At 71.3% G+C, this 20,528-nt stretch carries 19 protein-coding genes; 7 read left to right on the top strand and 12 right to left on the bottom strand.

The window, feature by feature from the left end; genetic code table 11:
* Window positions 1–101: 101 nt before the first annotated feature.
* Window positions 102–578: a hypothetical protein gene (locus ACFWJW_RS05640; protein WP_387235351.1), complete on the bottom strand. Its 477-nt coding sequence runs from the start codon at window positions 576–578 to the stop codon at window positions 102–104.
* Between the two features lie 60 nt (window positions 579–638).
* Window positions 639–767 (bottom strand): hypothetical protein, encoded by a 129-nt coding sequence (locus ACFWJW_RS05635; RefSeq protein ID WP_387235349.1) that lies wholly within the window; start codon window positions 765–767, stop codon window positions 639–641.
* A 254-nt stretch (window positions 768–1,021) separates the two neighbouring features.
* Between ACFWJW_RS05635 and ACFWJW_RS05630 the strand changes: the two genes are divergently transcribed.
* Both ACFWJW_RS05630 and ACFWJW_RS05625 read left to right on the top strand, forming a co-directional pair.
* On the top strand, window positions 1,022–1,633 hold the full coding sequence (locus ACFWJW_RS05630; protein WP_387235346.1) for an ATP-binding cassette domain-containing protein: 612 nt from the start codon (window positions 1,022–1,024) through the stop codon (window positions 1,631–1,633).
* Complete coding sequence (locus ACFWJW_RS05625; RefSeq protein ID WP_387235344.1) at window positions 1,630–3,573, top strand: YhgE/Pip family protein; 1,944 nt, start codon at window positions 1,630–1,632, stop codon at window positions 3,571–3,573. The genes ACFWJW_RS05630 and ACFWJW_RS05625 overlap by 4 nt, the downstream gene beginning before the upstream one ends.
* 91 nt (window positions 3,574–3,664) lie before the next feature.
* Here ACFWJW_RS05625 and ACFWJW_RS05620 read toward each other — a convergent pair whose 3' ends face one another.
* The 5 genes from ACFWJW_RS05620 to ACFWJW_RS05600 all read right to left on the bottom strand — a co-directional run bounded on the left by ACFWJW_RS05620 (window position 3,665) and on the right by ACFWJW_RS05600 (window position 8,676).
* Window positions 3,665–4,372, bottom strand: coding sequence for a hypothetical protein (locus ACFWJW_RS05620; protein ID WP_387235341.1), 708 nt, complete (start codon window positions 4,370–4,372; stop codon window positions 3,665–3,667).
* A gap of 49 nt (window positions 4,373–4,421) precedes the next feature.
* On the bottom strand, window positions 4,422–4,793 hold the full coding sequence (locus ACFWJW_RS05615) for a hypothetical protein (protein ID WP_387235338.1): 372 nt from the start codon (window positions 4,791–4,793) through the stop codon (window positions 4,422–4,424).
* A 27-nt stretch (window positions 4,794–4,820) separates the two neighbouring features.
* Window positions 4,821–6,314, bottom strand: a complete 1,494-nt coding sequence (locus ACFWJW_RS05610) for a zinc ribbon domain-containing protein (RefSeq protein WP_387235335.1) — start codon at window positions 6,312–6,314, stop codon at window positions 4,821–4,823.
* A 285-nt stretch (window positions 6,315–6,599) separates the two neighbouring features.
* Window positions 6,600–7,346 carry a MerR family transcriptional regulator gene (locus ACFWJW_RS05605; RefSeq protein WP_387235332.1) on the bottom strand — a complete coding sequence of 249 codons (747 nt, stop codon included), beginning with the start codon at window positions 7,344–7,346 and terminating at the stop codon, window positions 6,600–6,602.
* A gap of 103 nt (window positions 7,347–7,449) precedes the next feature.
* Window positions 7,450–8,676: a cytochrome P450 gene (locus ACFWJW_RS05600; RefSeq protein ID WP_387235330.1), complete on the bottom strand. Its 1,227-nt coding sequence runs from the start codon at window positions 8,674–8,676 to the stop codon at window positions 7,450–7,452.
* A 211-nt stretch (window positions 8,677–8,887) separates the two neighbouring features.
* Between ACFWJW_RS05600 and ACFWJW_RS05595 the strand changes: the two genes are divergently transcribed.
* The 3 genes from ACFWJW_RS05595 to ACFWJW_RS05585 all read left to right on the top strand — a co-directional run bounded on the left by ACFWJW_RS05595 (window position 8,888) and on the right by ACFWJW_RS05585 (window position 12,647).
* Complete coding sequence (locus ACFWJW_RS05595; protein WP_387235327.1) at window positions 8,888–9,760, top strand: dienelactone hydrolase family protein; 873 nt, start codon at window positions 8,888–8,890, stop codon at window positions 9,758–9,760.
* A gap of 373 nt (window positions 9,761–10,133) precedes the next feature.
* The gene (locus ACFWJW_RS05590; protein ID WP_387235325.1) at window positions 10,134–11,318 is read left to right on the top strand and encodes a CaiB/BaiF CoA transferase family protein; all 1,185 of its coding nucleotides are present in this window, start codon (window positions 10,134–10,136) and stop codon (window positions 11,316–11,318) included.
* Window positions 11,319–11,777: 459 nt separating this feature from the next.
* Window positions 11,778–12,647 (top strand): LysR family transcriptional regulator, encoded by an 870-nt coding sequence (locus ACFWJW_RS05585; RefSeq protein WP_387235322.1) that lies wholly within the window; start codon window positions 11,778–11,780, stop codon window positions 12,645–12,647.
* A gap of 85 nt (window positions 12,648–12,732) precedes the next feature.
* On the opposite strand, the gene ACFWJW_RS05580 is transcribed toward ACFWJW_RS05585, so the two are convergent.
* Genes ACFWJW_RS05580 through ACFWJW_RS05565 form a run of 4 tightly spaced genes read right to left on the bottom strand, consistent with a single transcriptional unit; the run spans window position 12,733 to window position 16,298 of the window.
* Window positions 12,733–13,968, bottom strand: a complete 1,236-nt coding sequence (locus ACFWJW_RS05580; protein WP_387235319.1) for an FAD-dependent monooxygenase — start codon at window positions 13,966–13,968, stop codon at window positions 12,733–12,735.
* On the bottom strand, window positions 13,965–14,219 hold the full coding sequence (locus ACFWJW_RS05575) for a hypothetical protein (RefSeq protein WP_387235316.1): 255 nt from the start codon (window positions 14,217–14,219) through the stop codon (window positions 13,965–13,967). The genes ACFWJW_RS05580 and ACFWJW_RS05575 overlap by 4 nt, the downstream gene beginning before the upstream one ends.
* The gene (locus ACFWJW_RS05570) at window positions 14,216–14,824 is read right to left on the bottom strand and encodes a VOC family protein (protein WP_387235313.1); all 609 of its coding nucleotides are present in this window, start codon (window positions 14,822–14,824) and stop codon (window positions 14,216–14,218) included. Before ACFWJW_RS05570 ends, ACFWJW_RS05575 begins: the two co-directional genes overlap by 4 nt.
* Window positions 14,825–14,876: 52 nt before the next feature.
* The gene (locus ACFWJW_RS05565) at window positions 14,877–16,298 is read right to left on the bottom strand and encodes an MFS transporter (protein ID WP_387235310.1); all 1,422 of its coding nucleotides are present in this window, start codon (window positions 16,296–16,298) and stop codon (window positions 14,877–14,879) included.
* A gap of 144 nt (window positions 16,299–16,442) precedes the next feature.
* Here ACFWJW_RS05565 and ACFWJW_RS05560 point away from each other — a divergent pair, with 144 nt between their 5' ends.
* Complete coding sequence (locus tag ACFWJW_RS05560; protein ID WP_387235307.1) at window positions 16,443–17,345, top strand: LysR family transcriptional regulator; 903 nt, start codon at window positions 16,443–16,445, stop codon at window positions 17,343–17,345.
* A gap of 23 nt (window positions 17,346–17,368) precedes the next feature.
* On the opposite strand, the gene ACFWJW_RS05555 is transcribed toward ACFWJW_RS05560, so the two are convergent.
* Window positions 17,369–19,093, bottom strand: a complete 1,725-nt coding sequence (locus ACFWJW_RS05555; RefSeq protein ID WP_387235304.1) for a class I adenylate-forming enzyme family protein — start codon at window positions 19,091–19,093, stop codon at window positions 17,369–17,371.
* A gap of 571 nt (window positions 19,094–19,664) precedes the next feature.
* On the opposite strand from ACFWJW_RS05555, the gene ACFWJW_RS05550 reads away from it, so the two are divergent.
* Window positions 19,665–20,474: a hypothetical protein gene (locus ACFWJW_RS05550; RefSeq protein ID WP_387235301.1), complete on the top strand. Its 810-nt coding sequence runs from the start codon at window positions 19,665–19,667 to the stop codon at window positions 20,472–20,474.
* The last annotated feature ends 54 nt before the right edge of the window (window positions 20,475–20,528 follow it).

Raw genomic sequence — 20,528 nt, 5'->3', positions numbered from 1 at the left:
CCTTCCGGATGATGGCCGCGAAGGAAGGGGGCATCATCAAGCCGCTGATCCACTTCTAGGCGGAGGGGTGAGTAGTCATTCCCACTCGCCCATGCAACCGCTCAGTCGTACTGCCGCAGTTCTCCCGGCCGTTCGAAGTAGAAGCCCCGTGGCCCCTCAGACTCACCGGCGCCCCCGCAGAGACAGGGCGCCGGCCGTCCATCGACCAGCTTGCTGCCGTTGACGACGGGCTTGCCGTCAAAGCGGCGACCGGCGAAGCCGAAGATGTGCGTCCCCCGGCCCAGCCGCATCATTCCCGCGGTGACCTGCGCCGCCGGCACCGGCCGGCCACCGGCCACGAGACGGATGAGAACGAACAGGTTCAGCTTTTCCCGCGCGGCAGGGCCGGCCCACAGCGCGACGATCACCGCCGCCTCGTCCCGGTCCGGGATGCACCCCCGCACGCAATACGGCTTGGCCAACGGCGCGTCCGTGTAGTGGCGGAGCGCAGCGGCAACGGCCCGCTGCGCCCGGGAGAGACACGAGGACGAGCAGGTCATTGGCTGCCCTTGGACGGACATGTCTGTCTGCACCCCCATGCAGTCCTCATCGATGTCGACGACAGTGATGATCTCTCGCCGCCGGGGCCGGTGTCACGCTCAGAGCGACGGCCAGCCGAACAGCAAACTCGCGAAGAGACTGAAAATCCACAGCACGGCGAGCGCGGCGACCACGCCGAGGACACCTATCCCGATGACAACGGCCTTTGCCCCAGTGGTATTTGCCATGGCTCCATCATCTCCCTTGCCTCATGAGGCGCGGACGACGGGGTGCCGGGCGACGCCTGCGCCGAGCTCTCCAAGAGCGGACGGCGCCGCTGTTTTCCCGCCCCCAAGTGAAGAGCGTCACAACTTGCCCCACACACGGGTGAGTTGGGCGGCTCCCGGCTAGGCGCTGAGGCATGGCTGTGGATGGGGTTGAGGTGGTGGCACGTGGGGTGAGCGTGCGGGGGGCGCGTGGGCCGGTGTGTGAGGGGGTGGATGTGGAGGTGCCGGCGGGTGGGCTGCTGGCCGCTCATGGGGCGGCCGGGTCGGGGCGTACGTCGCTTCTGCTGGCGCTCGCCGGGCGGATGCGGCTGTCCGGTGGCGCCGCTCGGGTCGGTGGGTATGTGTTGCCGGCCGAGGGGCGGCGGGTGCGCCGGGTGGTCGCCGTCGCGCGGGCGGCGCCGGCGGTGGCTCTCGAAGGGCGGCTGCGGGTGCGGGAGGTGATGGCCGAGCGCTGTCTGACCAGCCCGGGGGTGACCGAGCGGGGTATCCGCGCGGTCTTCGAGAGGCTGGAGATCGCTCCGAGGGAAGCCGAGCTGGTCGAGGAACTGGGGGCGGCGGAAGGGGTGTTGCTGGCGACCGCGCTGGCGCTCGCCGAGCGGCCGGGCGCGCTGGTGGTGGACGATGTGGACGACGGGCTGCCGCCCGAGGCGCAGGGGCGGGTTTGGCAGGCCCTGCACCGGGTGCGGGACGACGGTCCCACCGTGCTCGCCGGCTGTCTTCGTCCGCCCCCGTCCGCCCCCGGTCTGATCACGTTGCGGTTACCGCAGCGCAGCCGGGACCGTCTGCCGGCCGGGCCGGCCGTGCGCCGAGAGGACGCCGCCATATGAGGGCCGTCAAGCTGGCGATGCTGGAACTCCGGCGCTTCCGCGGGCCGATGCGCCGGCTGGTGCCCGTGCTGCTCTGTCTGGTGCCGCTGCTGTACGGCGCCATGTACCTCTGGGCGAACTGGGACCCGTACGGCAAGACCGACCGGATGCCGGTCGCCGTCGTCAACCAGGACCAGCTGGCGCATGCCCCGCAGGGCCGCCGGGTGAACGCCGGTGACCAGCTGGTACGGCAGCTCAAGGCGTCCGGCACCTTCGACTGGCGGTTCGTCGGCGCGGACGAGGCGCGGGACGGGCTGGAGCACGGCCGCTACTTCTTCACCATCACCGTCCCGTCCGACTTCAGCCGCAAGCTCGCCACCGGGGCCGACGCCCGCCCGCAACAGGCCGGCATCCGGATCGAACTCAACGACGCCAACAACTACATCGCCGGCATCATGACCGAGGTGGTGCAGAACAAGCTCCAGGAGCAGGTCAACTCCGCCACCCACGCCGCCTATGTACGCGGCGTCTACGGCGAGTTGTCGGACGTGCGCGACAAACTGTCCACCGCGGCCGACGGCGCGCACCGGCTGGTGGGCGCCACCCGCGTGGCCCAGCAGGGCACCTCCACGGTCGCGTCGGCGACCTCCACACTGCGCGACGGTGCCGACGGGGTCTCCGCCGGGGCGAGTCAGATCGCCCGTGCCGCCGGACAGATCGACGATCTCACCGGCCGCCTCGACCGGGCCGCCGCCGACCGCCTGCCCGGAGCGGCCGCCGCCCTGGTGACCACCGCCCGGCTGACCACCGACGGCCTGGACGCGGTGCACACCGCCACCTCCGCCACCCGCAAGGGCACCGCGCGTGCCGTGGCGGACCTCGACGAACTCGCCGACGCCCACCCCGAATTACGGAACGACCCCGCCTTCCGCGCCGCCCTGAAACACGCACACGACCTGGACGCGACCGCCACCTCCCTCGACGGCCGGGCCGCCGCCGCGGAGAACAACGCCCGGCGCTCCCTGCGTGCCGCCGAACGCCTCCAGGGCGACATCGGTTCGCTCCAGCGCGCGGTGCTGGCCCTGCACACCCCGGTCCGTCTCGTCGACACCGGCTCCCATCGCGCCGCTGACGGGGCGCACGGTCTCGTGGCGGGGCTGGGCACCTTGGAGAAGGGCTCGGGAGCGCTGCGGGCAGCCGCCGACCAGGCCCACGACGGTGCCTCGGATGTCTCCCGCACCGTCGACGACGGACTGCACAAGATCCCGCGGACCAGCCCCGACCAGGTCGCCCACGCCGCCGAAGTGCTGGGCACACCGGTCCACATCGACCGGGGAAATCTGCATCCGGCCGGTGTCTACGGACGCGGTCTCGCCCCGTTCTTCTTCGGGATCGCCCTGTGGGTGTTCGGCCTCTTCGCCTATCTGCTGCTGCGTCCGCTCAACACCCGTGCCCTCGTCGGCCGGGTCGGCGCGTTCACCACCGCCGTCGCGGGCTGGCTCCCGGCCGCGGTGCTCGGCGCGGTGGGCGCCCTGGTGCTCTACGGCGTGGTCGATCTCGCCCTCGGGCTCAGTCCCGTCCACCGCTTCTGGACGGTCGCGCTCCTGGTCACCGCGGCAGCGGCGTTCGTCGCCGTCGATCACTGTCTGCGCACCCTGTTCGGGGTGCCCGGCGATGTCCTGTCACTGGTCCTGCTCATCCTCCAGCTCACCGCCTCCGGCGGGCTCTATCCACTGCCCACGGAGCCGGCCTTCTTCCAGCTGCTGAACCCACTGCTCCCGATGACCTACCTGGTCGACGGACTGCGGGTCACCGTGTCGGGCGGGCTCACCACGCATCTCGCGGCGGACTTCGCCGTCCTCTTCGGCTTCACCGCCGGCTTTCTCGCCCTGACGGCCCTCGCCGTACGGCGCCAACGGGTGTGGACGGTCGGGCGGCTTCATCCCGATGTCGCCCTGTGAGGGCCCTGGCCGAGCAGCGCTCCGGCCCGCCCCTTCCCCGTCTCTCCGTTCGCGCGGAGGGCGGAGGCAGAGAAGGAGCGGGCCGGGGCGGTCACCGCTGGGAGATGTCGGCGCTGACGATCGCGCCGTCGGACACCATGTAGGTGCCTTGGTACACCCGTACCGAGCCGTCGGTCTGGGTCGCGCGGAGGACGGCGCTGACCTGCCCGGAGCTGCCGTCGTTCACCGCGCTGAGTTCGATGTTCACCGTGGTGCCGAAGCCCGACTTCCACTGCGCGTACGAGGTGCCCCCGATGTTCTTGCCGCCGAGGTCCCAGGCCGCGGAGAAGTCACCGGCGTTGATGTCCCGGTAGTACTCCTCCACGACCGCGCTCGCGTTGTCGGGGGACGGCGAGAGGTCCGACGGGGTGGGGGAGGGGTAGTCGGTCGGCGGCAGGGTCTCGGTGTAGGTGGGCGGCACGGAGTAGCTGTCGGTCGGGGGCGGGGAACCGATGGCCGGGTCCGGGGTGGGGCTGGTCGAGGCGAGGGCGCCGACCGTCTCCTCGTCCGGGGAGCCGTCGGACGAGGAGAGCACGATGACGGTCGCGCCGCCCGCCACGATCAGGGCCGCCACCACCCACAGCAGCCACTGCGGGAGGATGGTGGGCCCCACGCGGACGTAGCCGTGCCCGGTGCCCCCGACGGGCTGACGGGTGCCGGCGGGCGCCCCGGTCTCGCGCGGCGTACCGCAGCTCGGACAGAACGTCGCGGCGGCGTCCTCATGGAGCGCGCCGCAGTGTGTGCAGGACGGCATGGTCATCTCCCCCCGTTGTCCTTGGTGTTCCCGGACCCGGCCTTCGTCGGACCGGCTACAGCCCGTGGACCGCCTCTTCGATCGCCACCGCCAGAGTGGCCAGGGCGGTGAACCCCGGCACCGCGCCCACGAGCGCCCTGGCGAACACCTTCAGCTTGCCCTTGCGGGGCGCCTCCGACGTGGCCTCCTCGCGGGCGTCCTCGGCGGCCTCGATCAGGTCGTCCCGTTCCGGGTGCTCGGACCGGCCGAGCTCGTCGATCAGCCGGGTGAGCAGCGCGTCGAGGCCCTGGGGCTGCGGCCGTGACCCGTCGCCGTACTGGGTCAGCCCGCTGTCCCGGACCTCCGCCTTGGCATTCCTGCCGCTGGCCACGGCGTTGCCGACGACATTCGAGCCGCCGGTGGCGATGATCCCGTCGTTCCTGCGCATGGGAATTCCTCATTTCTTCTCGGCCGGTCAGTCCAGTTTGAGCAGCGGGATCTTGTGGATGATGTTCATCGCGGTCCGGGACCGGTCGCCGGAGGCGACCGCGCTGGAATCCACCCGCGATCCGTGGGACGCGATGATGCCGTTGTTGATGATGGTCTGCTGACGCTGGATCAGCTCGCCCGCGTCGATACCCCGCGCTTCGGCGAATTCGACGAGTGCGTCCAGGACCCGCTTTTCCACCGTCTTCAGGACCATGCCGCTGTCGGCCTTCTGGAAATGCCGCTGGTGGTGCGTGGCGGCGGCTTCCCGGCGGACGCTCTGCCGTGCCCCGTAGTCGAATCGGCGCAGCCTGGTGATCAGCTTGTGCTGACGGCGCAGCCGCCGGGACATCCAGGAGTCGGGGGAGAATCCCGAGATCGCGCGCACGGGGGAGGCCAGCAGGATGAAGAAGGTGCTGACCGCGGTCTCCGAGACCAGCTTGGCGAGCTCGCCCACGGCCGGCCGGGGCATGAGGGTGTCGATGATCCGGTAGCGGTCCAGCAGCGGGAACAGCACCGTCGGGACGGCTTCCACGAAGAGGTTGGAGTCCGACCGTACGAAGCGCAGAAAGAGCGAGGTGACCAACTCGCCGCCCCAGCCGGTGGAATGCACGGCCAGATACGGGCGGGCTCCTTCCTCGGGTTTCCGCTTCAGTGTGTCCATCTGGTCGAACGGAATCCGGGACACCGGCCGGCCGAGGGGATCCGGCAGAAAGCGGGTGTCTCCCAGGAGGGTCGAGCCCTCGGTGAAGAGCCGCTCCTCGATCTCCAGACAGGGCAGCGCCAGCGTGCCGACCCGATCGGCGATATGCGCATAGAGCTCCGTCACATCGAATTCCTCCGGCTCGCCTTCCGGCCGGCTCGATGTGGTGACGTCGAATGTCAGGGACCACGAATCGAGTTCGGTCCCGTAGCCGATGAACGGTGAATAGCCGCTGTACGTGGTGACGTTTCCGTCGGCGTACTCGCCGATCTGGCGCAGGCGCAGCGCGATGTCGTTGTTGAGCAGCGGCGGCGCGGCCGCCGGGTCGAAACGGTCCGGGCGAAGGCTCTGGAGGTGGCGTCCGTACTTCGTGGAGAGCTCGAAGGAGAACACCGTCACCCAGGAAAGGAAGAGCACCAGCAGGGTGAGCCCGCTCTCGGCGGCCCCGAACGTGAAGACGAAGGCCAGCAGGAACAGGACGGCGAGCACGAGATCCCGGCTGTGCCGGCGGGCGTTGGCCAGATAGGCGTGCCGCAGCACCACGGGAATGTCGCACGCCGGGGCCGGCGCCACCCCGAGATGGGGTTCGGCGGCGACCTGTTTGATGAGCGATCCGGCGTAGGCGCGGTCCAGGTAGGCGGCCGCACACAGGTATCTGGTCAGGTCCCGGCCGTTGCCCCAGCGCGGGACGGTGGCGCGGCGGTCGGCCGGCCGCTCCGCGAGCGGCACCGCGGTCGCGGCAGGCGGCGGAGCACCGGCGGGCTGCTGCGGCAGCGTCACGGTCGCCGCACCGGCCTCCAGGGCAGCACCGCAGGTACTACAGAACGCGGCTCCCGGAGCGGTGCCCCGGCCACATCCGGGGCATGTCGTCGTATGCGTCATCGCTTCCCCCCACACATGAGCCCGGCTCACGTCCAACTAGTGGAGCACAAGAGGAATCTGAGAAATTGTCAGAGTCACCCTTCGAGGCAGGACCGTTACAGATCCGGAACGGGCAGGGCCGCTGCGCAGGTGCGCCCGCCCCGGTCGGTGGGGACGGTGCCGGGGAGGGGGTCGGGCCGGTGCCTAGGGTTCTGCCCTGACCTGTCCGGCGGTCCGGCGCTGCTGGGCGCGGTGGGCGAGCACACCGAGGATCCGTTGCCACGCCGGTGATGCCTCGACGACCCGGGAGAATGCCAGCGCCGCGTTCCCTTGCTCGCTGCTGTCCCGTGCGTGGTCGATCTCCCAGTTGTCCAGTTCATCGATGAGCTGGTCCACGCGGGGATCGTGCGGATCCCAGTCGATCGACTGATCGCAGGCGAGATACAGGCGCGTCGTCTCGGGGTCGTCGAAGCTGGCGGCCTTGTCCTTGATCGCCTGCGGCATGGACTCCGGGTCCAGTGCCTGGAGCAGGATCCACACATCCCGTTCGAGCCGCACGGTCCGTTCGCTGACCCCGAGAGCGCGCATCCGGTTCAGGTTGGCGACCACCCCGGCAGGCAGGACGAGCCCTTCGCCGCTGGCCAATTCGGTGATCCGGCGGCGGTGCTCGGTGAGCTGGTCGATCTTGCGCTGCAATTCCGCGTCGATGTCGTCGACGGCCGCGGCGAATTCAGCCGGCTGGGCATGCAGCAGCGCGTCGATACGGGCCAGTGGCACCCCGGCGTCGGCGAGGGTCCTGATCCGGATGAGGTCCACCGCCGCTTGCGCGCTGTAGCGGCGGTAGCCGGAGCGATCGCGTTCGGGCTCCGGCAACAGGCCGACGTGGTGGTAGTGGCGAACGGCGCGCACGGTCACGCCGGCGGTCGCCGCGAGCTGGCTGATCGTGAGCATCGTTCCCCTCCGGTCTTCGGGCCACGTGGACGGGCCGAGTCTAAGACCTGGCCCGGGGAACCGTGCGGGTGTTCCCCGCTGTGCGACGTGCTCGGCCGAGCCGCTACCGGGGCGTCTCCGTCCAGGTGACCGGCAGTTCGTGGACGCCGTAGATGTTCATGTCGGTCCTGAGCTTCACCTCGCCGGCGGGTATGGCCAGCTGGAGGGTCGGGAAACGGCGCAGCAGTCCGTCGAAACCGGCGCGCATCTCGATGCGGGCCAGTTGCTGGCCCAGGCACTGGTGGATGCCGTGGCCGAAGGAGAGGTGACCGCGGGCCCGGCGGTGGATGTCCAGGGTGTCGGGGTGGTCGAAGCGCTCGGGATCGTGGTTGGCGGCCAGCAGCGAGACGACGACGGTCGATCCCTTGCCGATGGTTTCCCCGCCGAGCTCGATGTCCTCGGTGGCGTAGCGATAGAAGATGTCGGCAACGGACAGGTACCGCATGAGTTCCTCGACGGCGTCGGGGAGCAGGTCCGGGGCGGCGCGGAGTGCGGCCAGCTGCTCGGGGTGCTCCAAGAGCGCGAAGGTGCCCAGGGCCAGCATGTTGGCGGTGGTCTCGTGGCCCGCGAGCAGCAGCAGGAAGGCGATGCCGGTCAGCTCCTCGATGGTGAGGTCGTCATGGCGGGCCAGGTCGGACAGGATGTCTTCACCGGGGGTGGCGCGTTTGCGCATGACCAGTTCGGCGAGGTAGGTGGTCATCGCGCCGTACGCGGCCATCTTCTCGTCCAGGTGCTGGTCCTTGACCAGGAACTTGGCGGAGTTGACCTGGAAGTTCTCCCGGTCCTCGTAGGGGACACCGAGCAGTTCGCAGATGACCAGCGAGGGCACCGGCAGCGCGAACTCCTTGACCAGGTCGACCGGCGGGGTGCGGCGCGCCATCTCGTCCAGTTGCCGCTCGGCGATCTCGACGATGTGCTCTTCGAGCTGTTTCATGCGTCTGACGGTGAAGGCGCCGGTCAGCTTGCGCCGCAGCCGGGTGTGGTCCGGCGGGTCCATGGCGACGAACAGGCCCGGCACCTGCGGGGACGGCTCGGTGGCGGCGGGCATGCCGGGGGTCTCGTACGGCACGTGGACGATGCCGAGGTCCTGGCGGGAGCTGAACCGGGTGTCGGCCAGGAGCTGGCGGACCGCCTCGTAGCCGGTGACGAGCCAGCCCTCGTGACCGTCGGGGAAGACCAGGGGACTGACCGGGCGCGCCTCGCGCAGCCGGGTGATCTGGCGGGGCGGGGCGAAGGGGCCCGCATCGCGCTCCATGGGGAGGCCGTGCGGGATGGCAACCGTTTCACTCATGGGGTTTCCTTTCGTGGCGGCCGTTGTGGCCACCTCGTCATGCGCCAAGGCTCCAACCCTGACGCACGGTCAAGGTCAACCTTTCCTGCTCTACGCACGGCGTGCGCGGGTAGTCTCGCGCTGGTGCGGCGCCGGGCGTGGGCGAGGTCGCCCCGGCCGGGAGCGGCATCGAACAGCCTCCGAGCAGCGACTGACCGAAGCGGTGGTATCCATGGCAGATCATGACCTGACCGGTTTCGAGCGGGGCACCTTCACCCACGACGGCACCACCCACCGGATTCTGCGGCGCGGCGCCGGCCCCGCCGTGATCGTGCTGGCGGAGATACCGGGAATCACGCCCAAGGTGCTGGAGTTCGCGGAACGCGTGGCCGCGATCGGCTGTACCGCCGTGCTCCCGGTGCTCTTCGGCAGACCCGGCCGCGATGCCGATCCCGCCCACATCGGCCGGCTGAAGGCCGGATTCCATATGGCCTCGTCCATAGGGAAGGTGTGCGTCAGCCGGGAGTTCACCGTGCTGGCCACCGGGAAGTCCTCCCGCGTGGTGACCTGGCTGCGGGCCCTGGCCGCGCACGAGCACGAGCGGTGCGGCGGCCCCGGCGTCGGGGCCGTCGGCATGTGTCTCACCGGTGGCTTCGCACTGGCCATGGCCGCCGACGAGCGCCTTCTCGCCCCCGTCCTGTCCCAGCCGTCGCTGCCGCTCGCCCTCACCAAGAGCCGGGCCGGCGGCATCGACATCTCCGCCGAGGACCTCGCCACCGTCCGGGGGCGCTGTGAGCGCGAGGGTCTGCGGGTCATCGGGCTCCGGTTCCGCGGGGACCGGCTGGTGCCGGGCGACCGGTTCGCCTTTCTGCGCCGCGAACTCGGCGAGGCGTTCACCGCCGTCGAACTCGACGACTCCGCCGCGAATCCCCACGCCGTGCCGTCCCCGCACTCCGTACTGACCGAGCACCTCATCGACGAACCGGGCCAGCCGACCCGCGCGGCGCTGGACGAGGTACTCGACCTCTTCCGTAAGCGGCTGCTGGGGCAGCAGCACGGCCCGGCGGTGGAGACACCGGCCGTGGAGGGGGAGGGAGAGTTCTGAGCGCCCTCGGCGGGCCGTCGCTCCACTAGGGGCGCGGCTACGGGACCCGCCGTACGGGCCTCAGACGGGTCCGGCCTCCGGGAGCGAACTGCCCTGCGGGTCGGCGAGGAAGGCCGCGACCAGCGGGCCGGCCTGGGCACGGGTGGAGGCGTGCAGGTGCGGAGTGTCGTCGGTCATACCGTTCCTCGGGTGGGCGGCGTCGGCGGCGATGCCCATGCCGGCGGAACAGCGGTCAGCGGGGCAGCGCGGCGCCGGGATGCCGTAAGTCTTCACGATGACACCGGCCCGGTGGCGCTCATCGGGTGCCGGACCGCATCCTTCCCGCAGCAGCCGCCGGGCCGCCCCGTTCCCCTCAGTCCCTGGAGGTCACCGTATGACCGAGCTTCCGCTCTCCGGCATCACCGTCGTCAGCGTCGAGCAGGCCGTGGCGGCTCCCTACGCCACCCGTCAGCTGGCGGACCTCGGCGCCCGGGTGATCAAGGTGGAACGCCCCGGGGACGGCGATTTCGCCCGCCGGTACGACACCACGGTGCAGGGGCAGTCCAGCTACTTCGTGTGGCTCAACCGGTCGAAGGAGTCGCTGACCCTGGACCTGAAGTCGGCGCGTGGGCGGGAGATCCTGGAGCAACTGCTCGCCGGCGCCGATGTGTTCGTCCAGAACCTGGCCCCGGGCGCGGCCGGCCGGCTCGGTCTGGACGCGGCCGCTCTCGTGGCGCGGCACCCCGTACTGATCCCCTGCACCGTCTCCGGCTACGGCACCACCGGGCCGTGGGCCGACCGTAAGGCGTACGACCTGCTCATCCAGTGCCAGACCGGTCTGGTGTCGCTCACCGGAACCGCCGGGGAGTCCGCCCGTGCGGGGGTGTCGGTCGCCGATATCGCCGCCGGGATGTACGCCTACTCGGGCATCCTGACCAGCCTGTACACCCGGGCGGTCAGCGGTGTCGCGCGGGCCGTGGAGGTCTCCCTCTTCGAGGCGCTGGCCGAATGGATGCAGCAGCCCGCCTACTACACCCGGTTCGGCGGCACCCAGCCGCCGCGCCTGGGCACCCAGCACGCGACCATCGCGCCGTACGGGGCCTACCCCGCGGCCGACGGCCAGGAGGTGCTGTTCTCCGTCCAGAACGAGCGCGAGTGGGCCGCGCTGTGCGAGCAGTTCCTGGAGCGGCCGGACCTGGTGGACGATCCGCGTTTCGCCACCGGCCCGGACCGGGTCACGCACCGGGACGCGCTGAACGAGATCGTGGCCGAGCGGTTCCGGCGGTCGGACAGCCAGGAGGTGACCAAGCTGCTGGACGCCGCGGGCATCGCCAACGCCGGGGTCAACAGCGTCGCGCAGTTCCTCGACCACCCGGTGCTCCGGGAGCGGGACCGCTGGCGCGAGGTGCCGATACCCGGCGGGAGCGTGCCGGCGCTCCTGCCGCCGGTCGACCTGGCCGGCACCGACCCGCGGATGGACGCCGTTCCCGCCGTCGGCGCACACACCGAGGCCATCCTGGCCGAGCTGGGACACGACGCCGAGGGAATCGCCCGCCTCCGCGCCGACCACGTCGTCTGACGCAGCCCCCGCCGCCCGCCGGCACCGGCGACCGTGGGATCAGGTTCCCGCGCCCCTTGGGTAGCGGAATGGTCAAGTTCGGCGGACAAAAGGGGCATTGAGCTCGCGCGATGGAGCATTTTTCCGTCGCACATCTGATCGATCATGTAAAGATTGGCTTGTTCATCGCATCGGAGATGGAGACACACGGGGGCTGGGCTGTGTTCTGTCGTTACGCAAGTCCGTCCGGGGGGAATCCCGGGAGCGCGTCGGTAACGGGCAGCCCGCTTTCCGGAGGGCGTATCCCCCACATTTTTGCGCCGCCCCACATTTGATCACCGCATCCGCCGAAAGGGCGGGAGCAGGCGGCACATTGCCGGATTCGGCGCCGCCCGCGCGGTGAATGACGCATGCCGCAAGGTGTTTGGACCGTACGCGTGCCCTGGCTTTGGCCATACCTCCGGGATCAGGTGGTAGACCGTGTTGCAGCGTGACATCGAAGTGAAACTCCTGCGCACCCTCATGGCGGTTGTCGATGAGAATGGATTTGCTCGCGCCGCACAGACCCTGCATGTGACACAGCCGACCGTGAGCCAGCAGATCCAGCGCCTGGAATCCATTATTCAGGCGCCGTTGTTCCAGCGCGCCAAACGGCCGTTACGGCTCACCCCGGCCGGCCGGGAGGTGGTGGCGCACGCCCGTCGCGTCATCCTGCTGAACAATGAAGTCCTCAGCAAACTGTCAACCCTGCACAGCCAGAAATCGTTCAGCATGGGCTGCTCGGTCCACTTCGCCGACGGACTGCGGAGCATGCTCAGCCAACTGGCGGTGGAGCGGCCGCACCTGCGGTGCGCGATGGCCACCGGCCTCAGTGCCGTGCTCGCCGATCAGCTCGCCCAGGGGGAGCTGGAGGCGGCCCTGCTGCTGGGGACGGAAACCGCGCGCTGCGAGACGCTCGGCAGGCTGCGGCTGGCGTGGTTCGGAGAGGTGCCGCTCGTCCCGGGGGACCGGTTCCCGGTGGCGCTGGTCAGCGAGCGTTCCGCACTGAGCATCCGGATCGTCGACACCCTCGCCGAGCGCAACCTCCCCTGGCGTTCCGTGCCGTGGTGCTCCGATCCGCTGTCGGTCCGCGCCTCCGTGCAGGCCGGGCTGGCCTACACGGCCCTGCCCGCGGACACCCACCACAACCACCCCGCGCTGCGTCCCGCGCCGCCCGGCGCCCTGGGCCCCGCACCGGAGCCGCTGCCCGTCTATCTGGCCTTCGCGTCCTCGGCGCCCGAACCCGTGGTCGACGCGGCGCGGGCGGTGGCCCGCGCGACACTCAAGGGCCTGCCGCTGTCCCCGCCGTGACGGTCCCAGCTTTGACCGTCGCCCTCCTGGTGCGACGGCCGCATGGCCGGCCGGTTCGGCCGGCCATGCGCCGGAGCCGGTCCGGTCAGTAGGCGGTCCGTGCGGCCCCGCGGGCCGCCAGCTTCGGGCCGTACGGAGCCGAGTCCAGCCAGGCGCCCGCCTTGAGTCCGGCCGTGGCCACGGCCGCCGCGGCCCGCCGCCGCAGCCAGACCGAGGGCCGCTGCGCCAGCATGTGCTCCAGGGCCGCGCTCGCACAGGCACGGTTGTAGCCGGCCGCCTCCTTGCGCTCCTCGCCGAACCGGACGATCTCCGCTTCGGCCGCCCCGGGATCACCGGCCGACAGCGCCGCCCGGGTGGCGCCCACCGCCCGGATCGCGTCCGGGATGCTGGAGTTCATGCCCCGGGCGCCGAACGGGGCGAACAGATGGGCCGCCTCACCCGTCAGCAGCACCCGGCGGTGCGCGTCGGTGAACGTGGCGGCCACCTGCTGGGCGAACCGGTAGGTCGACACCCAGCGCACCCGCTCGCCGTACGACGCGGGCAGCACCCTGGGGATCCAGCGGCGCAGCCCCTCCGGGGAGATGAACCGCTCCGGGGCGTCGTGCACCTGGAGGTTGAGGTCGACCCGCCAGCCGCCGGCGAACGGCACGATCAGGACGTTCCGGCCGCCGACCCCCGGGTGGTGGTAGTGGAAGACCCGTTCGAGCGGCACCGGGTGGGCGGGGTCGTCATCGAGGTCGACCACCACGAAGGTGTTCCGGGAGCGCGGGCCCTCCAGGGGGCTGCCGATGGCGGACCGCAGCGCGGACCGTGACCCGTCCGCCGCGATGACGTAGTCCGCCTCCCACTTGACGCCCGTGGAGTCCACCAGCCGCACCCCGTCCGGGGAGCTCTCGGCCGAGGCCACCTCCACACCCCAGTGGAACTCCACCCCGTGTTCCCGGCACGCGGCGGCCATCAGGTCCTCGGTGTGCACCTGCGGAAGACTGGTGAACGGCGGCAGCCCGTCGCGGCGCAGCGGCGGGTAGGTCCGGGTGTAGATCTCCTGCCCGGCCCAGAACGACCGCTTGGTGGCCCACATCAGGCCACGTCCGGCGATCTCGTGGCCGAGCCCCGGGCTGACCCGCTCCAGTGCGCGCAGTGACGCTCCGTGCAGGTAGGCGGCGCGGCTGCCCGCCCGGACCGTGTCCCGGGTGCGCTTCTCCAGGACCACCGCGGGCAGGCCGGCGGCGCGCAGCGCCAGCGCGGCGCTGAGTCCGGCCGGGCCGGCGCCGACGACCAGCACCGGATGCCGGGTCGCCGCGGCGTCGGGGGTGCTCATGCCCCCTCCTGGACGAGATGGAGGGTGTCCGGGGTGAAGGACACGATGCGGCCGTCGAGGCCGCCGGTCAGCAGGGCGTGCCACAGCGCGGTGCGCATTCCGGTCTCCTCGCGACGGAGCACGATCTCCTGCTCCGTAGTGGACAACTCCAGGTAGTCGCCGGTCCTCCGGACCGCCATCCCGGCGGTCCGGGCGGTATGGACCACGGGTTCGAACTCCGGCACGTCGAGTACGTACACCGCGAGCGTCACGCGCCTGCCACCTCCGCGTTCTTCCGTATCAGCTCCGCCTTCCGCTGCCACAGCGCCTGCGCCGAGGGGCGCGGGGACCCGGCGACGTCGGTGAGCGCGGCGAGCGTCAGCTCCGCGTCCCGGGCATCGATCGCGGACATCTCGCGGAGCGGTCTGGTGATCTCCAGCTGGATGCCGTTGGGGTCGTCGAAGTAGATCGACTCGATCAGCTCGTGCCCCAGTGGCCGGGTGACCCGCACCCCGTGCGCCTTCAGCCGGTCCCGCCAGGCCAGCAGCTCCTGCTCGGTGTCGACGTGGAAGGCGACATGGCGGGAGCGGTGCATGAGGTCGCTCGGCGCCGCCTCCTCCGGCAGGCCGAAGTAGTAGAAGAACGCGATCCGGTTCCCCCGGCCCATGTCGAAGAAGAAGTGCACGAAGTCCGGATAGTCCTCGGTGACCCAGCCCGTCGCGGTGATCGCGTGCACCAGGGGCATCCCCAGTGCCTGGGTGTAGAACGCGTGGGTCGCCCGCGGGCGCCAGGTGACGAAGGCCAGATGGTCGACGCCGTCCAGGCGCAGACCCGGCTGACCGGTCCGGGGAACCGCGGACGGTGATGGGGTTGCCAATGCTCCTCCTAGTAGGGGCAGAACGGCCCGGACCGGTGCTGCCGGGACGGCGTCAGCGGGCCGGGGAGGGGGTGCGCCCCCGCAGCCCGGTACCGGCGATGACCGCCCCGAGCAGCAGGGCCAGCCCGCCGACGACCAGCGCCCAGCGGGTGCCGCCCGCGTTGGACGAGGCCAGGTTGAGGACCACGCCGAGGACGGCCACACCCAGTGAGGCGCCGACCTGACGGGCGGAGTTGAGCGCGCCGGCGCCGATTCCGGCCAGTTCGGCGGGGACCGAGCCGGCCATCCCGGCGACCAGGGCGGGCAGCGCGAAGGAGACGCCGAATCCGAACGCCAGCAGACCCACCACGGTGGCCACCAGCGCGCCGGTCGCGTCGCCGGTGAACGGCGCCTGGAGCAGCGCGCCGACGCCCATGAGCACGAAGCCGATGGTGGCCGGACGGCGCGGCCCGATCCGGCCGACCAGGCGCCCGGTGAAGATCGGGTTGAAGGCGGTGGGCAGGGTCAGCGGAAGGAACGCGAGACCGGCGCTGAACGAGGAGTAGCCGCGGCTGTCCTGGAAGAACAGCGAGAGCACGAACAGCAGCCCGGACAGACCGAAGTTGGCGAGCAGACCGGAGGCCAGCGCGGCGGAGAAACCGCGGCTGCGGAACATCCGCAGCGGGAGCATCGCCGCGTCACCGGCCCGCCGCTCGGCGACGACGAAGACCACCGCCGCGACCACCGCCACCGCGAAGGCGGCCGGCACACCGGCGGCCGACCAGCCCTTGTCCGGGCCCTCGATCAGTGCGTACACCAGCGCGGCCAGCGCCAGTACGCCGCTGAGCTGCCCGGTCAGATCGAGGCCGCTGCGCTGCTTGCGCGCGGTCTCCGGGGCCAGCCGCACCGTGATCACCAGGCTGACCAGCGCCAGCGGCACATTGATCAGGAAGATGGTGCGCCAGCCGACGGTGTCGGTGAGCACGCCGCCCACCAGCGGTCCGGCGGCGAGTGCCGCACCCGTGATGGCCGCCCAGGACCCCACCGCACGGGCCCGCTCGGCCGGGTCGGTGTAGGCATTGGTGATCACCGCCAGGGAGGCCGGCAGCAGCAGCGCACCGGCCACGCCCAGGGCCAGCCGCAGCACCACCAGCGCGTCCAGGGTCGTCGCGGCCGCCGAGACGCCGGACAGCACACCGAACGCCACCAGGCCCCACAGGAAGATCCGCCGGCCGCCGTAGCGGTCCGACAGCCAGCCCGCGGTGAGCAGCAGGGCGGCGAAGGTGATGGTGTAGCCGTTGGTCACCCACTGGAGGCCGCTCAGCCCGACGTGCAGGTCCCGGGCGATCGCGGGGAGCGCGACCGAGACGATCGTCATGTCCAGCAGGACCATGAAGTAACCGAGCGAGAGTCCGATCAGTAAGGTGCGCGAGGGCTTACCGCTCCGTGCCGCATCGGCGACGGAAGCCCCCTGTGGTTCCGCCTGCGTTGCCATGTGATTCTCCTCGGTTTCAAAAATCGCCATTTCCGCCGCCTGGGCCGCATCACCGGGGCGGGCCGAAATCATTCAACCGGACGCGGAAGGGGAATTGACGGTGGTGACGAAGGGAATGCCCTATGGTTAACATCGGCCCAGCCGATGGGTCCTCAACTGGGGGTCATGCGCGTGGAGTTACGACATCTTCGGACGTTCGAAACGGTTGCCCGGACACTGAGCGTCACACAGGCGGCCCGCGAGCTGCACTATGCGCAGTCCAGTGTCAGTGACCAAATTCAGGCGCTGGAACGCGAATTGGGAGTCGAGCTGCTCGACCGGTCGCAGCGCCGGATTCGGCTGACTCCACAGGGGTCGGTCCTCTCGGAGTACACGAACCGCATCCTCAAACTGCTGGAGGAGGCGCGCTGGGCGGTCTCGCGGCCCGGCTCGGAGCTGGCGGTCGGCGCGCTGGAGACCGTGGGCCTGCATCTGCTGCCGGATGTGCTCTCGCACTACCGCTCGCTGTACCCGCAGGCGCGGGTGCGGGTGGGCCAGGACAACCGCGGCGAGCTGTACAAGGCCGTGCGCCGGGGCGACCTGGATCTGTGTCTGACCTTCGGCGACCCGCCCGCCGACGCGGGCCTGCGCTTCGAGACGCTGGCCGAGGAACCGCTCGTGGTCATCGTGCCGCCGGCGCACCATCTGGCCGCCCGGGGCCGGGCCGGCCTGGAAGAGCTCGCCAGGGAAGCCTTTCTGGCCACCGAGCGGGGCTGCGGCTTCCGGGAGATGTACGACAGCTCGTTCGGGGCCGCGCCGTCGCAGGAGCCGATCGCGGAGGTGTCGGGCATCGGCACCCTCGGCGCGTGTGTCGCGGCCGGCATGGGCTGCGCGCTGCTGCCGCTGATCTCGGTACGCGGCCAGGCCGCCCGTGGCGAGGTGGCCGTCGTGGAGGTCGGTGACACCGATTTGCGCACGACGGTGACGATGACCTGGCTGGACCGCAACTCCACGAACCCGAACCTCACCGGCTTCCAGGCGGTGCTGCGCAAGCAGCTGGGCAGCTGACAGCGGGCCGTTCCGTCTCCCGGTCACCGCTCGGCCGCCTGCGGTTCCGGCGCGGGCGGTGCCACGGGGGCGGGCTGCCGCGGCTGCGCAACGGGCCGCTGCGCAGCGGGTGACGGCGCCTCCGGTGACCGCACCGCCGGCGGCAGCGGGATCGTCCTCAGCCGGGCCCGGGCGATCTTGCCGGTGACCGTGGTCGGCAGCCGGTCGACGATCACCAGCTGTTCGGGCAGCTTGTAGGTGGCCAGCCCCTTGCCGGACAGATGCCCGGTCACCTCGTCCAGCGTCAGGGCCGCCCCCTCGCGGAGCGCGGCCAGCAGACAGGAGCGCTGGCCCAGCCGCGGATCGGGCCGGGCCACGACCGCGTGCTGGGCCAGCTGTGGCAGATCGTTGAGCAGCTCCTCCACCTCCAGCGCGCTGAACTTCAGACCGCCACGGTTGATCAGCTCGTCGGCGCGTCCCCGGTAGCTCACCGAACCGTCGGGGTGGAGGGCGGCCAGATCGCCGGAGCGCAGCCAGCCGTCGGCGGTGAGCGCGGCCCGGGTCAGCTCCGGCGCGTGGAGGTAGCCGCGGAACATGTAGGGGCTGCGGTACTGGAGTTCGCCGGTCTCGCCCGGGGCGGCGGGCGCGCCGTCCCGGCCGCGCACCCGGACCTCGCCGCCGGACACCGGCCGTCCTATGGTGGCCGTCGCCTCGGGCGGGTCCCCGGGACGGGTGAAGGTGCCCGCACCGATCTCGGTCATCCCCCACTGCACGATGATCCGCACACCCAGCGTCCGCCGTACGCGCGCGGCCAGCTCGCGCGGCACCGGTGCGCCGCCGGTGCGCACCTCCCGCAGCCCGGCGGGCGCCCGGTCGGTCGGGTTGTCCTCCAACAGCGCGGTCAGATCGCGTAGTTGGGCCGGTACCGCGAACGCCGCGGTGGCCGAGGCGGCGTGCAGCGCGGCGAGGAAGTGCCGCGGCTCCCATCCGTCGAACAGCCCGACCCCGCCGCCGGTCACCAGGGCCAGATGCACCGACAGCAGCCCGAACGCATGGCTGAGCGGGCTCGCGGAGACGACGGTGTCTCCGGGGCCGAGGCCGCCGTCGGCCGCGACGGCGGCGGCGTTGCCGAGCAGCCCGCCGTGGCTGTGCACACACAGCTTCGGCCGCCGGGAGGTGGTTCCGGAGGAGGCGAGCAGCACCAGGGGGGTGTGCGGGTCCCGTGGGCGGTCCGGAAGCTCCGCGACCGGGACCGGCGGGCCGGTGAGCAACTCCGCCGAGTCCGGCAGCCCGGGGTGCTCGGGGCGGGGCAGACCGGGGCCGGCGGATCCGCCGCCGGAGACCCAGATCCGGCGCAGCGAGGGGCACCGCTCGCGCAGGGCGCAAAGCTCCGCCACGCGGTCCCGGCCGCGGTAGCCGTCCCGGGCCACCAGCGCGGCGGCCCCGGCCTGTTCGACCAGCGACCGCACCTCGTGGGCACCGTAGGCGGAGTGCAGGGGCAGCAGCACCATGCCGAGCCGGGCGGTGGCCGCGTGCAGCACCACCAGCTCCCAGCAGTTCGGCAGTTGGGCCGCGAGCACCTCACCGGCCCGGAGTCCCTGCCGGTGCAGGGCGCCGGCGGTCCGTTCGGCCGCCAGCAGGCAGTCGCGCCAGGTCCGGTGGCGGAGCCCGTCCCATATGGCGGGGCCGATACGGCGGGCGGCGGCCCGCTCCAGAGCTTCGGTGAACGTCAGAAACGTGCTGGGCGATTCCGGATGCTGAGCGTTCACGAGGATCCTCCGTCTACGGCAGAACGAAACACTCGCTGCCTTGCCGACAGGGATTCTGGGCGGCCGGTGCGCGGAACGTCCAGACAATGCCAGATAAGAATTCCTGATGCCGGCCGGCCGGTAAGGCGGCATAAAAAATCCCTATCCGAGGCGCAACCGCTGACGCCGGCCGCTCTTTTTCATAGCGCCGCACAGCTTTGTTCGGGCCGGCCGATACGGTCCATCGGACGGGCCGAACTTCGGCGCCTCCGGTGCACAACTGAGCGCCGGTGCGGGGCAGATGGGGCGCGGCAGGTGGCCACCGGGGCCGCCGGGGCAAAGAAATCTCAATAACGAAGGGCGGTACTCCGCTTCGCGGCGGGGTCGGCACGGGGTTCGGGCACCACCGATCGGCGGCGCCGATACCCGCCATCGAAAAGGCCGAAGCGCGCTGTTTTCGCTGGCCGTCCGGTACGTTTCCGGGGTTCGAGGAATGCGGAACCCGCACTTTTCACTTTCGCGGTCGTTTTCCGCTTGCCGGGCGAACGAAATTCCCCACAGAATGCCGACGGCCCCGATACAGGAGGTATCGATGTCCGTTGCCCACCCTTCCGGAACAGCAAAGGAACGGCTGCGCCCCGGCGCGGAATTCACCGGGGACGGTGCGTTCTCCGGCGCCGATCTGCGGCGGCTGGACGACGCGATCCGCGACGCCCGGCTCGCTTCGACGGCGTCCGCGTCCACGCTGCTCGCGCAGGTGGCGGCGGGCGGCGAGGCCGTCGCGCTGACCGAGCAGCACTGTGTGTTCGACCACTGCGCGGTGCTGCTGTTCCCCCGCACCCTCACCGCGGGACTGCGCCACCTGGAACGGCGCGGCCTGGCACCGCTGCCGACCGTGCCGAGCACCGTGGTGCGCCGCCGGCTGAGCACCCGCCACGGACTCGACCCGGCCGCGTGCCAGGTCCACATCACCCGGCTCCGCCTGGAGTTACCGAACGGCCGGCGGCAGGCCGCGGTCGAGGTGTTCCTCTTCCCCCGCGACAGCGCCGGGTTCGACCGCCGGGTCGAGGAGTCGGAGGCCGCGCACGGTTTTGAGCACCACACCGCGTTCGTGGTGCCCCGCCCGAGCCCGCCGCTGCTGGCCCGACTCGTCACCGCCTGGCGTACCGAGGCCGGCCTGCTGTGGGAAGGGGGCGGCCACAACCCCCACGAGGGCGGCCCCCAGGGCTCGACCGTCATGTACTTCGTCCGGGACCACGCATGGCCGTCCCCGCGCCGCCGCTTCGAACTGCACTGCGCCGGCGACCTGCGGGACTTCACCGCCCGGATCGCCAAGGAGACCGAGGCCGTCGACCGCGCCTATGCCGACTGGCGCCGCACCATCCACGACGGACCCCGCTGACCACCGGGCCCGGCCCGAGACCGACGCACCCGTCCGCACACCCCTTCAGGAGAC

The sequence above is a fragment of the Streptomyces sp. NPDC127097 genome (assembly GCF_042724075.1).
In the GTDB taxonomy this organism is placed as follows: Bacteria; Actinomycetota; Actinomycetes; order Streptomycetales; family Streptomycetaceae; genus Streptomyces.
The sequence above is the reverse complement of the archived record's forward strand: the minus strand, read 5'-3'. Positions and strand labels throughout refer to the sequence as shown.

What these genes read in the sequence shown, in the direction of transcription:
- ACFWJW_RS05640 (WP_387235351.1), bottom strand. Translation starts at nt 578, where the DNA reads ATGGGGGTGCAGACAGACATGTCCGTCCAAGGGCAGCCAATGACCTGC.
- ACFWJW_RS05635 (WP_387235349.1), bottom strand. Translation starts at nt 767, where the DNA reads ATGGCAAATACCACTGGGGCAAAGGCCGTTGTCATCGGGATAGGTGTC.
- ACFWJW_RS05625 (WP_387235344.1), top strand. Translation starts at nt 1,630, where the DNA reads ATGAGGGCCGTCAAGCTGGCGATGCTGGAACTCCGGCGCTTCCGCGGG.
- ACFWJW_RS05620 (WP_387235341.1), bottom strand. Translation starts at nt 4,372, where the DNA reads ATGACCATGCCGTCCTGCACACACTGCGGCGCGCTCCATGAGGACGCC.
- ACFWJW_RS05615 (WP_387235338.1), bottom strand. Translation starts at nt 4,793, where the DNA reads ATGCGCAGGAACGACGGGATCATCGCCACCGGCGGCTCGAATGTCGTC.
- ACFWJW_RS05605 (WP_387235332.1), bottom strand. Translation starts at nt 7,346, where the DNA reads ATGCTCACGATCAGCCAGCTCGCGGCGACCGCCGGCGTGACCGTGCGC.
- ACFWJW_RS05600 (WP_387235330.1), bottom strand. Translation starts at nt 8,676, where the DNA reads ATGAGTGAAACGGTTGCCATCCCGCACGGCCTCCCCATGGAGCGCGAT.
- ACFWJW_RS05595 (WP_387235327.1), top strand. Translation starts at nt 8,888, where the DNA reads ATGGCAGATCATGACCTGACCGGTTTCGAGCGGGGCACCTTCACCCAC.
- ACFWJW_RS05590 (WP_387235325.1), top strand. Translation starts at nt 10,134, where the DNA reads ATGACCGAGCTTCCGCTCTCCGGCATCACCGTCGTCAGCGTCGAGCAG.
- ACFWJW_RS05580 (WP_387235319.1), bottom strand. Translation starts at nt 13,968, where the DNA reads ATGAGCACCCCCGACGCCGCGGCGACCCGGCATCCGGTGCTGGTCGTC.
- ACFWJW_RS05565 (WP_387235310.1), bottom strand. Translation starts at nt 16,298, where the DNA reads ATGGCAACGCAGGCGGAACCACAGGGGGCTTCCGTCGCCGATGCGGCA.
- ACFWJW_RS05560 (WP_387235307.1), top strand. Translation starts at nt 16,443, where the DNA reads ATGGGTCCTCAACTGGGGGTCATGCGCGTGGAGTTACGACATCTTCGG.
- ACFWJW_RS05550 (WP_387235301.1), top strand. Translation starts at nt 19,665, where the DNA reads ATGTCCGTTGCCCACCCTTCCGGAACAGCAAAGGAACGGCTGCGCCCC.